This window comes from Microbacterium sp. ZW T6_19, from assembly GCF_044987465.1.
Classification (GTDB): Bacteria; Actinomycetota; Actinomycetes; order Actinomycetales; family Microbacteriaceae; genus Microbacterium; species Microbacterium natoriense_A.
Genome location: NZ_JBJDRH010000003.1, coordinates 1 through 13,489 on the forward strand (window position 1 = coordinate 1; position 13,489 = coordinate 13,489).

A 13,489-nucleotide genomic window follows, 5' to 3' on the forward strand; every position below is an offset into this window, starting at 1 on the left:
TTCCCCACCCCCGCCGAGGCCCCACCTGGGCGCCGTCACCCAGATGGGGCGCGGACGCTGAGGTGGGGCGTCGTCGTGAGTCAATCGGTCGTGAGCAGCACCTTCGTGGCGCGGCGCTCGTCCATCGCGCGGTAGCCCTCGGCGGCCTCGTCGATCGGCAGCGTCAGATCGAAGACCGCGCCCGGGTCGATCTCGCGATCCCAGATCAGGCGGATGAGCTCGGGCAGGAAACGCCGCACGGGGGCGGGGCCGCCGTGCAGGTGCACGCTCGAGAAGAACAGCTCGAGCCCGTCGATCGAGACGTCGTGAGAGACGCCGACGAAGCCGACGTGTCCGCCGGCGCGAGTGGCGCGGATCGCCTGGTCCATCGACTCCTGAGTTCCGACGGCCTCGATCGTCGAGTGGGCGCCGAGCCCGTCTGTGAGCTCCTTGATCTTCGCGACGCCCGCGTCTCCGCGTTCCTCGACGATGTCGGTCGCACCGAAGCGGCGTGCGAGCGCCTGCCGGTCAGCGTGACGCGACATCACGATGATGCGCTCCGCGCCGAGCTGGGCTGCGGCGAGCGCACCCAGCAGTCCGACCGCGCCATCGCCGACCACGGCCACGGTCTTCCCAGGGCCGGCCTCTGCGGCGACCGCGGCGAACCAGCCGGTGCCGAGCACGTCGGACGCCGCGAGCAGCGAGGGCACGAGGTCTGCGGGAGGTTCGCCCGGGGTGACGACCAGGGTGCCGTCGGCGAGCGGGATGCGGGCGTACTGCGCCTGTGTGCCGACCGCGCCCATCATCACCTGGTGCACGCAGCGCGACTGGTAGCCGGCGCGGCAGATCTCGCAGGTGTTGTCGGAGGCGACGAACGATCCGACGACGTGGTCGCCGGGCTTCACGAGAACGACCGCGTCGCCGACCGACTCGACCACGCCGATGTACTCGTGCCCCATGCGCTGCGGGCCGTTCAACTGCTCGATGCCGCGGTACGGCCACAGATCCGATCCGCAGATGCAGGTGGCGGTGACGCGGATGATCGCGTCTGTGGCTTCGACGATCACAGGCATGTCGAGTTCTTCGGTGCGCACGTCGCCGGGGGCGTGCATGACTACTCCGCGCATGAGGGTTCCTTTCAATGGATGGTGGTGATGGTCCCCGTGGCGATCGGCTGCGGGACGCGAGCCGGCCGGACGAGGAAGACGAAGGCGAGGGCGGCCAGCACGAGGGACGTGACCGTGACGATGCCGAGGGGGAGGATGCTGGTCGCCCCCGCGACCCCGACGAGAGGCGCGGCGATGCCGCCGAACCCGTACCGCACCATGCCGAGCAGAGAGGACGCCGTGCCCGCGATCTGCGGATACTCGACGAGGGCGATCGTGGTGGCGGGCGGCGACGTGACGGCCGCACCGCCCGCGAGCAGGAACAGCGACACCAGCACGACCCACAGCGGCATCCGGGTCAGGCCCGAGGCGAGGAGGCCGAGCGCGCCGGCGCCGGCCACGACGATGCCGACGCTCAACGTGCCGCGCAGCGAACGGCCGGCGGTGCGACCGGCGACGAAGCCGAGCACCATGAAACCTGCAGAGTTCGCGCCGAAGGCGAGCGCATAGCCGAGCGGGGACAGGCCGTAGATGTCCTGCAGCACGAAGGTGGCGCCGGAGAGGTACGCGAACAACGCGGCGTACAGGAATCCCTGGTTGAGGATCGCCCCGAGGAACACCCGGTCGCTCACGAGCGTGCGGAAGTCGCGCAGCGTGCGGCCGAGGCCACCCGCCGTGCGCGACGCGATCGGCAGCGTCTCATCGAAGGCGATGAGGGTGATCAGGAGGATGACGGCGCCGATCGCGGCGAGGAACACGAAGAGCCCGCGCCAGTCCGTGACGCTGTTCAACAGCCCGCCGATCAGCGGTCCGACGATCGCCGCGAAGCCGCCGACCACGGTGAGCCGGCCGTAGAAGCGGATGAGCGCGCCGCCCGCGTAGACGTCGCGCCCCGCTGCCTGGGCGATCACGATGCCGACCCCGCCGGTGAGCCCCTGCACGAGACGTGCAGCGATCAGCAGTTCGATCGAGGGACTGGCCGCGCACAGCAGCGAGGTCGCGATGTACGCGACGATGCCGATGAGCAGGATGCCCCGCCTCCCGTACCGGTCGGAGAGCGGACCGGCGATCAGCTGCCCCGCCGCGAGGCCGACGAGGCACGCCGTGACGGTGAGCTGCGCGACCGACGTCGCAGCCGAGAGCTCGAGCGTGAGGGCGGGCAGCGCCGGAAGGTAGAGGTCCATCGAGATCGGGCCGAACACGGTCAGCAGGAGCAGCAGGGCCGGAAGGATCCGCTGGGCGAGCGATCGGGACGAAGTGGTCATGACTCCAGCATCCGCATTCGAGCGATCGCGTGGGAGTCCCTGAGAAGGGGTGTACCGGCAGGGCATCCCACAGCGCGGGCAGCCGGTCTAGCCTGCTGTTCATGGACAATCGAGCAGAGGTGCGGGAGTTCCTCATGTCGCGGCGTGCCAGGGTGAGCCCCGAAGCCGCGGGGTTGAACGCCGGCGGCAACCGCCGCGTCGACGGCCTCCGCCGCAGCGAAGTCGCCGCGATCGCCGGAGTGAGCGTGGAGTACTACGCCAAGCTCGAGCGCGGCGCGATCGCCGGCGCCTCGGCATCCGTCCTCGACGCGCTCTCGCGCGCTCTGCAGCTCGACGACGCCGAACGCGCCCATCTGTTCGATCTGGCCCGTGCCGCCGACGGCATCCCGACGAGCGGACGTTCCCGCGGGCGCGTCGCGAAAGCCGCGGCTCCACGACCGAGCCTGCACTGGGCGCTCGACGCGATCACCGAGGCCGTGGCGTTCGTGCGCGACCCGCAGCAGAACCTCGTCGCGATGAACGCGCTCGGACGCGCCTTCTACACTCTCGTGGTCGGCGACGGAGGACGGATGCCGAACCTGGCGCGCTTCCAGTTCCTCGACCCGGCATCGCACGAGTTCTACCCCGACTGGGAGCTCATGGCGCGGATGTGCGTCGGCGTCATGCGGGCGGAGGCGGGGCGCGACCCGCACAACAAGGCCATGCAGGACCTCGTCGGTGAGCTGTCGACGCACAGCGAGACGTTCCGTCAGCTCTGGGCCGCGCACGACGTGCGCATCCACGGCACCGGCACGAAGAGGTTCCGGCATCCGCTGGTGGGCGAGCTCGTGCTGGCCTTCGAGGAGCTGACGCTCACCGCCGAGCCGGGGAACGTGATGCTGATCTACAGCGCGGAGCCCGGGTCGCCCTCGGCGGAGCGGCTGCGTCTGCTCGCATCGTGGGAGGCGGCGGACGCGCGTGGCGAAATAGGTAAGGCTCAGCTAAGTTAGAAGGGTTCGTTTCGCTGACCCCTGGGTCCCTGAGCCTGTCGAAGGGCACCGTGCGCCCATCTGCGCCCCTGCTGAGCGTGCGTGACCTGTCCATCACCCACGCCGATGCCGCCGACCCCGCTCCCGCGCACGTCAACTTCGACATCCGCTCAGGAGAGGTCGTGCTGCTTCTCGGACCGTCCGGCTCGGGCAAGTCGACGCTCACGCTCGCGACGAACGGGCTCATCCCCCACGCTGTTCCGGCCGTCCTCACGGGCGCCGTCGAGGTCGGCGGTCTCGACGCCGCGACCACTCCGACGCCCACCCTCAGCACGCACGTCGCCATGGTGTTCCAGGATCCGGATGCGCAGATCGTCACCGGCACCGTGTACGACGAGGTCGCCTTCGGCCCCGAGAACCTGCTGCTTCCGCTCGCCGAGGTGCAACGCCGCACCGAGGACGCTCTTCGTCGCATCGGCCTCTGGGAACGGCGCGCCGACAACCCCGACCAACTCTCCGGCGGCGGCCGTCAGCGTCTCGCGATCGCGTGCGCCCTCGCGATGGGCTCTCCGCTCATCGTGCTCGACGAGCCGACCGCGAACCTCGACCCGCAGGGCATCGACGACGTGTACGACGCACTCGCCGACGTCGTCTCGGCCGGCGACCGCGCGATCCTGCTCGTCGAGCACAACCTCGACGCCGCCATGGGATTCGCGACCCGGGTGATCGTGCTCGATCGCGCCGGCCGTATCGCCTTCGACGGCCCAGCGGCTCCGGTGCTGCGTGACAACGTCGACGAACTGCTGGCGATGGGCGTATGGCTTCCGGCCGCGACGCTGGAGGCGCTGCGGATGCGGGATGCCGGTATCGTGTTCGACCCGCTGCCGCTCACCGCCGAAGAGCTGGGGCGCGTCCTCTCGGCCGCACCGGTCGTTGAGCGAGCACGCTCACGGGTCGTTGAGCGAGGGAGCGCAGCGACCGAGACGAAACGCGTCCACCCCACGTCGAGCTCGGAGAAAAGCGTCTCGTCTCGCTTCGCTCGCTCAACGAACGATGCGGAAGACGACCCGGTCATCCGGGCCCGCGGCCTCACCGTGCGCAAGGGGCGCCGCGAGATCCTGCACGGCGTGGACCTCGACATCCCGGCCGGCGGCCTGACCGCGATCGTCGGCACGAACGGCGCGGGCAAGACCACGCTGATCCAGGCTCTCGCCGGCGTCGTCCCTCCGCCCAAGGGGCAGGTCGACGTCGCGGGTCTCGACCCCGCCAAGGCCTCACCGCACGAGCTCGCGGCGCGCATCGGGTTCGTGTTCCAGAATCCCGAGCACCAGTTCATCGCGCACACCGTCTTCGACGAACTCGCGCACGGTGCCCGCGGGCCGTCCGTCGGCGACGACGTCCGAGAGATGCTCGTCCGCTTCGGGCTCGAGGACAAGGCCGACCGGCATCCGTTCCTCCTCTCCGGGGGCGAGAAGCGCCGCCTCTCGGTCGGCACCGCTCTGATCACGCGCCCTCACGTGCTCGCGCTCGACGAGCCCACCTTCGGACAGGATCGCGCGAGGGCCGCCGAACTGCTCAGCCTGCTCGATGACCTGCGCGCCGAGGGCACGACGATCGTGATCGTCACCCACGACCTGCAGCTCGTCGCCGAGCACGCGACCCATACCGTGATCCTCGCCGACGGACGTGTGCACGCGGCCGGCTCCACCGAGGAGCTGTTCCGGAGCGAGCAGACGTTCGCCGACGCCGGGTTGCGTCTGCCCGCGCTGCAGCGGATGCGAGCGGAGCTCTCGTGAGCGGCGCCTTCGACCCCTACGCGCGGATCGTGGCGACCTCGCCGCGACAGTTCCTCTACGCCCTGAACCCGATCTCGAAGATCGCCGCCGTCGCGCCGGCCATGATCCTGCTCGTGTTCGCGCGCGATCTGGCGACCCCCGCAGCGTTCCTGCTCCTCGCCTACGCGTTGCTGCTCGTCGGCGCACGGCTCACCGGCCGGCTCGCGGCGATCCTGTTCGGGGCGCTTCCCGCCGGCATGCTCCTGATCGGCCTCGGGTTCTCGGTATGGGTCGATGCGGCGCAGGTGCACGGCAGCGCCCCCGCCCTGCAGATCGGCGGCTGGACGCTCTACTCCGGCGCCCTCGCGATCGGCTTCGCCACCGCGCTGCGGCTGGGGTCGATCGTCGCGCTGGCGCTGATCGGCGGGCTCACGACGACCGGCCCCGACCTGGTGCGCGCGAGCGTGCAGCAGCTGCGGGTGCCGTACCGGATCGGCTACACGGCGCTCGCCGCGTTCCGCTTCGTGCCCCGCTTCGGGCACGAGCTCTCGGTGATCCGCGCCGCGCACCGCGTCCGCGGGCACCACGGCGGGCGCGGACCGTTCTCGCGGATCGCCCGCGGCTGGGGGTACATCGTGCCTCTGCTGGCCGGGGCGATCCGTCACGCCGAGCGCGTCGCCCTCGCGATGGACTCGCGCGCCTTCGGCGCCCATTCCACCCGCACCGAGCGGCATCTGGTGCCGTTCCGCGCGCGCGACATCGTCTTCATCGTGGTGGTGCTGGCCGCATCCGCAACGATCTTCCTCCTCTCCTGGAACCTCTGAAAGGCGCCCGATGGCATTCAGCAAGATGGTCAAACCCGAGTCAGCAGAGCTGATCCACCTCACCGTGCTGCGCACCGAACGGCTCTCCGCCCACTGGCTGAGAGTCACTCTCGGCGGAGGAGAAGTCGAGAGGTTCCGCCCGATGGGCTACGACCAGTGGTTCCGGCTGTTCCTCCCGATCGGCGGAGACGCCGGGCTCGAGCGTGTGCCCGCCAAGGCGAACAGCATGTTCGGGTACCTGAAGTTCCTGCGCATCCCCGACGGCGAACGGCCGGTCATGCGCAACTACACCGTGCGGGCGTACCGTCCGGCGACGGGCGACGCCGGCGCCGAGATCGACGTCGACTTCGTGCTGCACGGTTCAGCCGCAGACGGCACCGCCGGACCGGCGTCGCGCTGGGCGGAGACGTGCTCGCCCGGCGAGCACGTGCTGATCATCGATGAGGGTCTCACCTTCAATCCGCAGCGAGGCACCGACCGGGTCGTGCTCGTCGGCGACGAGACGGCGCTTCCGGCCATCGCCGGCATCTGCGCCTCGCTCCCCGCCACCGCCGTCGGCACGGCGATCATCGAAGTGCCCTCTGATGAGGACGCCCTGGCGTTCCCGCACCCGGACGGCGTCGACGTCACGTGGATCACACGTCCGCACGATACGGCCCCCGGCGTGCTCGCCCTGGCGGCACTGGCTACGAACGCCCTGCCCGACGCGCCCTTCCACGCCTACGCGGCAGGCGAGCAGTCGCTCGCCTCGGGCGTGCGCAAGCATCTGGTCGGCGAGCGCGGTGTCGACAAGAACGCCGTCAGCTTCTGCGGGTACTGGAAGATCGGCGCGGCGTCTCCCGCGTCGAAGGCCGCCCGCGAAGCCGCAGCGGAGCCCCTCGCATGAGCGGGACGGATGCCGTGAACGCCGGCCACGAGTCCCAGACCCCCCTTCCTGACGGCGCGTGGTCGGAAACGCATCCCGCCCCGCCCGCGGAGATGCAGAATCGACCACGCGCGAGCGGGAGGAGAGCGGATGCCGGACGCTTCCGCTTCCCGACCGCGATCCTCCTCACCTGCGCGGCGCTCGGCGTCGCGGGCGGACTGCTGCTCGCCCCGGCGAACTGGCTGTCGACCATCCTCTTCCCCGTGCTGCCGATCGTGAGCGTCGCGATGGCCGGGTTGTGGCTGCTGCCCTCGGTGATCGGGCTGCGCCTGCTGCGGCGTCCCCTGGTCGGCATGCTGGTCGGCCTGCTGGCGGGCCTCGTGATCGTGCCGTTCTCCGGCTACGGCTTCAGCAGCGTCCTCACGAACCTGTGGTGGGCCGCGTTCGCCGAGCTGCCGTTCCTCTTCGTGATCTGGCGCTATTGGGGTACCTGGATGCACTACATCGGCGCGCTGGTCGTCAGCGTCGTCTACCCCGTGATGGCGTGGGCGTCGTTCGACCTGGGAGCGTTCGGCCTCTGGTACCAGGTCTTGTTCTTCGCGGTCACGCTCGCGAGCTGCGTGGGGGCCACGGCTCTCGGCATCCTCATCGCCGACCGGCTGCGCAGGGCCGGCGTCGGCGGGCGGCTCCCGCAACCCCGGCGTTCGCGCCCGTAACCCCGCGCACTCAAGGCATCTGCACCCGATGCTGCCGCGGACCGCACGAGCGTGCGAGGGGATCAGGCGCTCCCCGCACACGCTCGTCGGGCTCGATCAGGCGGCTTTGACGCGACTGCCCACCTCTGCCGCAGAGGCAGTGCCCAGACGCCCGAGACCCCAGTACGCCCAGCCCTCGTCCTGCCACGATTCGGCGGGCAGGCAGTTGCGCGCATCGACGACCGCGCGACGCTCGACCAGCGCGCCGACTCGCGCCGGGTCGGCGGCGCGGAACTCCTCCCACTCCGTGAGCACCAGCACGATGTCTGCTCCACGCACAGCGTCGTCCATGCGATCCGCGTAACTGAGCGTCGGGAAGATCCGCTTGGCGGTGGGCCCGGCCGCAGGGTCGTAGATCGTCACGAGAGCCCCCCTCAGGTGCAGGGCCGCGGCGACGTTGAGAGCCGGAGAATCACGTACGTCGTCGGTGTCGGGTTTGAACGCCGCCCCGAGCACCGCGACACGCGCGTTCAGCACCGATCCGCCGAGAGCGGAGAGCGTGATGTCCATCACCCGCTGGCGCTGGTCCATGTTGATCTCGTCCACCTGCTGCATGAGCTTCACGGCCGAGTACGCCCCGAGCTCACCGGCTCGGTGCATCAGCGCCCGGATGTCCTTCGGCAGGCACCCGCCGCCGAAGCCCAACCCGGCGTTGAGGAACTTCCGACCGATCCGCGCGTCGTAGCCGATCGCGTCGGCAAGCACCGAGACGTCGGCATCCGCCTTCTCGCAGAGACCTGCGATCGCGTTGATGAACGAGATCTTCGTCGCGAGGAAAGCGTTCGCACTCACCTTCACGAGTTCGGCGGTCGGCAGATCGCAGGCGACGAATGGCGCCCCGGCCGCGATCGCCGTGCCGTAGACGTGGCGCATCCGCTCCTCCGCCCACGGCGATGCTCCCCCGATCACGACACGATCGGGCCGCAGGGTGTCCTCCACGGCCAGCCCCTCGCGAAGGAACTCGGGGTTCCAGATGAGCTCTGCGTGCACGGCCGGCGACGCAGTCGCGGCCACCATCTCCCTCAGCCGCGCCGCCGTGCCGACCGGCACCGTCGACTTGCCGACGATGAGCCCATCGTGGCCGAGGCTCTCGGCCACCGCGCGGGTCGCGGCATCCACGAAGCGCAGGTCGGCGGCATGGCTGGACGGATGCTGCGGCGTGCCGACGCAGATGAAATGCACATCGCTGGCCTGCACGGCCGCTCGCAGATCCGTCGTGAACGAGAGGCGCCCGGTCTCGACATGTCGGGAGATCAGTTCGGGCAGGCCCGGTTCGAAGAAGGGGACCTCGCCGCGCTCCAGCGCCGCGATCTTCGTCGGATCGGTGTCGACGCCGATGACGTCGAAGCCGAGTTCGGCCATCGCTGCGGCGTGGGTGGCGCCGAGATAGCCGGTGCCGATCACGCTGATCCGCAATGGGGCGGATCGATCCTCCGACGGCAGCGGGGTGATGTGTATCTGGTGCGCGTTCTTCGTCTTCATGATGTTTCCCTCCAGTTCACACGAGTCGAGCGATGGGTGGTGCGGACGTGCGGTCGAGGGGACGGGGCCGAGACCGCTGGGCGGGTCGGCCGACGCTCCCCGGAGCGGATCAATAGGGGATGAGGCGGAAGCGACCAGCCGGATCGGCGAGCCCCGTTGCGAACGCGGCGAGCGAATCGGCCCGCGAATCGATGCGCCAGTCGTTCGTGACGCGCTCGCCTCCGCTGATGGTCGTGACCGCGAGATTGAACCAGGCGAAGCCGATGATGTCGTCATTCGCGGGATCGGCGAACGCGTCGAACATCGACGTCACCCATGCGGCCTTGTGCCCGCCGGTCTCGGTCGCCCCGACTTCGGCGATGATGATGGGCTTGTCGGTGATCGCGCGCAGCTGATCCAGAGTGGCGTCGAACGTGTACCCGAACGTGAAGTCGTTCTCCGGCTTGAACGGAGTGCGCAGGTACCCCGACGCGCCGACCAGGTCGACGTATTCGTCACCGGGGTACAGCGATTGCAGGTACGACACGTCCTGATGACGAGTGGGCAGGTTGTTGACGATGTTGGGCGCCCAGGTCCAGATCACGAACTGGTTCGCCCCCTCCGCCGCGAAGATGTCGTGGACGTGGCGCCACATCGCGACGAAGTCGCCAGGACCGTTGCCGTTCAGCGATGAGCCGTCGCTCTTCTGCTCCGACCAGGGATACCAGGTGCCGTTCATCTCGTGATCCAGCCGGATCGCGAGCGGGAGCCCGGTGGCCACGATGTCCTTCGCGTACTGATGCAGGTAGGCGTCGAAGTCGCCGGCGAGGATGCGCGGCAGCGAGTATTCCGGCAGCACGGTCTGGTCGTTCGGCGCGCTGATCGGCCGCGACTCCCAGGTGAGCATCGGCAGCAGCCCCCGCTTCCATGACGCGGTGACCACGTCGCCGCGGTAGGTCTGATCCCAGCCGCCGAAGTAGCCCACGAGGGACTGCCGGCTGCCGGCATCCATCGCGGCATCATCGAAGGTGGCGAAATCGAACGGCGCCTGCGAGGTGTACATCCCGAAATAGCGCGACTCCGGCGCGAGGATGCTGGCGATCGAGGGGGCCGTGACCGTCTCGGGCGCCACCGGCACGGTCGGCTTGGGCGGGGATGTCGGGTGCGGCTGTCCCTCGCTCTCCGCATCGCGGTACACCACGATCGTCTCGGACTCGGGAATGGTCGGGGCATCGGGCGCCGCCGTGGGCGTCGGAGCGGGTGTCGGAGTCGGGCTGGGAGTCGGGGTGAACTTGTCGCCCTTCCTGCCGGCGGCATCCAGCTTCGCCTGAGCGTCGTCGAGCTTCTCCTGAAGCTCGGCGTTCTCCGTCTGGCTGGCGGCGAGCTGGGCGTCGAGGCTCGGCGGCGGGGTGGCTCCGCCGGGGCTCACCCAGACGAAGACGCTGACGATGACGAGGGAGACCACCAGAAGGGCTCCTCCGATGAGCCCGCGGCGACCTGCCGCGGGGGTGGCAGCCCACCAGCTCTGATTACGCGGTGCCGAGGACAATGAACATCGCCTCCAATCCGAAGATCGTGAACCCCATGACGTACGGCCACGCGGCCTTCGGGTTCAGCCGTCGGCGTTCGACGGCCGCCGGCACGTCCTGCATGGTCTTGCGGCGAAGCGGAGCAGAGGTCTTCACGAGAACCGCTGTCGATCCCGTCGACGTCGATACCGGATCGGCCGTGCTCGACTCAGGGGAGACCTTCACGCCGTCGGAGAGATCGCGCAGCTCCTGCAGCATCCGCTCGCTCTCCGGGTCAGCACCGCGGATGCTGTCGCCCGGATCGTCCTGACCTGCGGTGTAGGCGCCCGCCCTGGTCCCCCAGCCGGCCACATGCCCCATTCGGAAGAACCCGATGAGTCGAACAGGCATGAGGAAGAACGTCGACGCGAGGATGAAGACCGGCAGCCGCAGGAAGTCGCTGGGTTTCTCCGAGAGATGCCGCAGCTGCCGGATCGCCATGCTCAGCACCGACGAGACGACGATCAGCGCCACCACCCAGATCAGCCCTGATCCGACGCCGAACTCCTCGAGGATCGCCTCGTAGAAGTTGTGCCCGGCTCCGAGCGCCGCGCGGTACACCCAGCCCGCGATCACGCCGGCGAGCAGGAACGGCAGCACGATGTCCATGAGCATGAACACCGCGAGCATCGGGGCGTGCGCGAGCATCCAGGGGAGCATCCGCAAGGTGTTGTACTGACTGCCGCGGGCCCAGCGCAGCTGCTGCTTGAACAGCTTCCCCAGTTGGGTCGGAGCATCCGTGTAGACGAGGCTGGTGTGCTGATAGACCGTGCGGTAACCCTCCTTGAGGGTGAGGTTCGTGAGCGTACGGTCGTCGGACACCTCGAGGAACACGCCCATGAACCTCTCGGTCATGAACCTGTCCATCACGCGGACGAGGATCTCGCGGCGGAACGCGATCGTGCGTCCAGGCAGGCATCCCACCTGCCCGAGCACGCTCTGCGCCGGCATCGCGTAGAGCGCGCGGGAGTTCTCCAGCCAGTCGGCCCAGCGGGTCATCCACCGCCGCTCGGGCTCGAGGATGCGCTGGCGGGTTGTGACTCCGCCGACGCGTTCGTCGGCGAAGGGCTTGATCAGCTCCTCGAGCGCCCCGGGCGTCCAGACCGTGTCGGAGTCGACCAGGATCGAGATCTCATACGAAGACAGCTCGACGCCGACCTTGACCGCGTTGCGCTTGCCGGCGATCGTCGTATGCACCCAGCGCACCTTCGGGGCGAACTCGGCGCAGACCTCTTCGAGGCCGACATTGCGCGCACCGTTGATCACCACGATGATCTCGTCGGGGTTCTGGTCGATGATCCGCCCGAGAACGTCGCGGAACAGGTCGAGCGGCTCGTCGACCACCGGGATGATCACGCTCGTGCCGGCTCTGTGCGGCTCGGTGTACGGCCGGTAGTGCTGGCTGATCAGGAGCTTGGTGAGCCACAGGCCCCAGATCAGTGCCGAGTACACGACGAAGAGGTACAGCTCGGGATACCCCCCGAGCATGTTCCTCAGCTGCAGCAGAAAGATGAACATCGCACTCCCTCAACAGTTCGAACGGTTGGTGGAGCCCGCGACGCTGGGGGCGCTTTCGGTAAGGCCGAGTGTGAGAGCACTCGCGACCGCGCGCAAGCTTCTGACGAGATTCGTCATACGCCGTTAACAAATCCGCGCTGTCCGCCATTTGGCGGACAGCGCGGATTTAATCCCTGCTCAGGCGGCAGAATATTGGGATGTCAGAGAGGGGGAATCCGCCCTCTCATCCCTCCTCGGCTCAGCGCTTGCCGACGATCTGGCGACCCACCAGGTCGCGCATGATCTCGTTCGTTCCGCCGTAGATGCGGTGAACGCGGGCGTCGGTGAAGGCCCGCGCGATCGGGTACTCCATGATGTAGCCGTAGCCGCCGTGCAGCTGCACGCCCGTGTCGAGCACCTCCCACTCGCGCTCGGTCGCCCAGAACTTGACCTTCGCCGCGTCTTCCGCAGTGAGCTTCTTGTCCTTGTACGCGAGCAGCGCGCGGTCGATGTACGCCCACATCGCGTCGGTCGTGGCCGACATGTCAGCCAGCCGGAAGCGGGTGTTCTGGAAGTCGGCGATGCGCTCGCCGAACGCCTCGCGATCCTTCGTGTAGGCCACGGTCCAGTCGAGCGCTGCCTGCGCGGCGGCCGCGGCGGCCACACCGATCGACAGACGCTCGAGCGGCAGGTTCAGCATGAGCTGGATGAATCCCTGGCCCTCCTTGCCGCTGATGAGGTTCTCGTCGGGGACGAACACGTCGGTGAAGCTGAGCTCGGCGGTGTCCCAGCCGTGGAAGCCCATCTTGCGGAGCTTCTTGCCCTGGTCGAAGCCCTCCATGCCCTTCTCGACGAGCAGCAGGCTGAAAGCGTCGGGACGGTTGCCCTCGCCGGTCTTGACGAAGGTCACGACGACGTCGGCCGTCGTGCCCGAGGAGATGAAGGTCTTCGCGCCGTTGAGGATGTAGCCGCCGTCGACCTTCTTCGCGTTGGTCTTGATGCCACGCAGATCGGAGCCGGCGCCCGGGTCGGTCATCGCGAGAGCGCCGAGCACCTCGCCGGTGGCCATGCGCGGCAGCCACTTCTCCTTCTGCTCCTGCGTGCCCATGTGCACGAGGTACGGGACGGCCAGGTCGTCCTGGATGCCGAAGGCGCCGGCGAGCGAGCCCGCACCGGACGCAATGACCTCTTCCATCACGATCGTGCGGAAGCGGTAGTCCTGCAGCATTCCCGCGCCGCCGAACTCCTCGGGGACGGAGAGTCCGATCAGACCGGCCTCTCCCGCCGCCAGCATGGTCTCGCGGTCGATCTCACCCGCGGCATCCCACTTCTCGATCGCCTCGTTCGTGACGTGGCGCTTGACGAAGTCCTTGACGAGGTCGCGGAAGGCCTCGTGGTCCTCTTCGTAGATGTCGCGTTCCATGGG

Annotated in this window: 11 protein-coding genes; 5 read left to right on the forward strand and 6 right to left on the reverse strand. The window is 68.9% G+C overall.

All coding sequences use genetic code 11. From position 1 onward, the window contains the following. Window positions 1–80: 80 nt before the first annotated feature. Both ACI3KT_RS05060 and ACI3KT_RS05065 read right to left on the reverse strand, forming a co-directional pair. Window positions 81–1,106 (reverse strand): zinc-binding dehydrogenase, encoded by a 1,026-nt coding sequence (locus ACI3KT_RS05060; RefSeq protein ID WP_404902877.1) that lies wholly within the window; start codon window positions 1,104–1,106, stop codon window positions 81–83. Between the two features lie 11 nt (window positions 1,107–1,117). Continuing rightward, a complete protein-coding gene (locus tag ACI3KT_RS05065) occupies window positions 1,118–2,350 on the reverse strand; it encodes a multidrug effflux MFS transporter (protein ID WP_404902879.1) in 1,233 nt (410 codons plus the stop codon). A 101-nt stretch (window positions 2,351–2,451) separates the two neighbouring features. On the opposite strand from ACI3KT_RS05065, the gene ACI3KT_RS05070 reads away from it, so the two are divergent. The 5 genes from ACI3KT_RS05070 to ACI3KT_RS05090 are packed head-to-tail and all read left to right on the forward strand — an operon-like array spanning window position 2,452 to window position 7,498. Beyond that, window positions 2,452–3,339 carry a helix-turn-helix transcriptional regulator gene (locus ACI3KT_RS05070; protein ID WP_404902881.1) on the forward strand — a complete coding sequence of 296 codons (888 nt, stop codon included), beginning with the start codon at window positions 2,452–2,454 and terminating at the stop codon, window positions 3,337–3,339. Between the two features lie 50 nt (window positions 3,340–3,389). Then, window positions 3,390–5,114 carry an ABC transporter ATP-binding protein gene (locus tag ACI3KT_RS05075; RefSeq protein WP_404902883.1) on the forward strand — a complete coding sequence of 575 codons (1,725 nt, stop codon included), beginning with the start codon at window positions 3,390–3,392 and terminating at the stop codon, window positions 5,112–5,114. Then, a complete protein-coding gene (locus tag ACI3KT_RS05080; RefSeq protein ID WP_404902885.1) occupies window positions 5,111–5,917 on the forward strand; it encodes an energy-coupling factor transporter transmembrane component T in 807 nt (268 codons plus the stop codon). The genes ACI3KT_RS05075 and ACI3KT_RS05080 overlap by 4 nt, the downstream gene beginning before the upstream one ends. Before the next feature lie 10 nt (window positions 5,918–5,927). Further along, window positions 5,928–6,803: a siderophore-interacting protein gene (locus ACI3KT_RS05085; RefSeq protein ID WP_404902887.1), complete on the forward strand. Its 876-nt coding sequence runs from the start codon at window positions 5,928–5,930 to the stop codon at window positions 6,801–6,803. Further along, window positions 6,800–7,498, forward strand: a complete 699-nt coding sequence (locus tag ACI3KT_RS05090; protein ID WP_404902888.1) for an ECF transporter S component — start codon at window positions 6,800–6,802, stop codon at window positions 7,496–7,498. The genes ACI3KT_RS05085 and ACI3KT_RS05090 overlap by 4 nt, the downstream gene beginning before the upstream one ends. 96 nt (window positions 7,499–7,594) lie before the next feature. Here the strand turns inward: ACI3KT_RS05090 and ACI3KT_RS05095 are convergent, their stop codons facing one another. From ACI3KT_RS05095 to ACI3KT_RS05110, 4 genes are all read right to left on the reverse strand, one after another. Beyond that, the gene (locus ACI3KT_RS05095) at window positions 7,595–9,019 is read right to left on the reverse strand and encodes a UDP-glucose/GDP-mannose dehydrogenase family protein (protein ID WP_307294179.1); all 1,425 of its coding nucleotides are present in this window, start codon (window positions 9,017–9,019) and stop codon (window positions 7,595–7,597) included. A gap of 109 nt (window positions 9,020–9,128) precedes the next feature. Continuing rightward, window positions 9,129–10,463 carry a glycoside hydrolase family 26 protein gene (locus ACI3KT_RS05100; RefSeq protein ID WP_404902890.1) on the reverse strand — a complete coding sequence of 445 codons (1,335 nt, stop codon included), beginning with the start codon at window positions 10,461–10,463 and terminating at the stop codon, window positions 9,129–9,131. Window positions 10,464–10,527: 64 nt separating this feature from the next. After that, on the reverse strand, window positions 10,528–12,084 hold the full coding sequence (locus ACI3KT_RS05105) for a glycosyltransferase family 2 protein (protein ID WP_404902892.1): 1,557 nt from the start codon (window positions 12,082–12,084) through the stop codon (window positions 10,528–10,530). Window positions 12,085–12,322: 238 nt separating this feature from the next. Beyond that, entirely contained in the window at window positions 12,323–13,486 is a 1,164-nt protein-coding gene (locus ACI3KT_RS05110; protein WP_292907559.1) for an acyl-CoA dehydrogenase family protein, read from the reverse strand. Window positions 13,487–13,489: the final 3 nt, after the last annotated feature.

Coding starts and splice junctions, on each gene's coding strand:
- ACI3KT_RS05070 (WP_404902881.1), top strand. CDS start 2,452: ATGGACAATCGAGCAGAGGTGCGGGAGTTCCTCATGTCGCGGCGTGCC.
- ACI3KT_RS05095 (WP_307294179.1), bottom strand. CDS start 9,019: ATGAAGACGAAGAACGCGCACCAGATACACATCACCCCGCTGCCGTCG.
- ACI3KT_RS05085 (WP_404902887.1), top strand. CDS start 5,928: ATGGCATTCAGCAAGATGGTCAAACCCGAGTCAGCAGAGCTGATCCAC.
- ACI3KT_RS05105 (WP_404902892.1), bottom strand. CDS start 12,084: ATGTTCATCTTTCTGCTGCAGCTGAGGAACATGCTCGGGGGGTATCCC.
- ACI3KT_RS05090 (WP_404902888.1), top strand. CDS start 6,800: ATGAGCGGGACGGATGCCGTGAACGCCGGCCACGAGTCCCAGACCCCC.
- ACI3KT_RS05110 (WP_292907559.1), bottom strand. CDS start 13,486: ATGGAACGCGACATCTACGAAGAGGACCACGAGGCCTTCCGCGACCTC.
- ACI3KT_RS05060 (WP_404902877.1), bottom strand. CDS start 1,106: ATGCGCGGAGTAGTCATGCACGCCCCCGGCGACGTGCGCACCGAAGAA.
- ACI3KT_RS05065 (WP_404902879.1), bottom strand. CDS start 2,350: ATGACCACTTCGTCCCGATCGCTCGCCCAGCGGATCCTTCCGGCCCTG.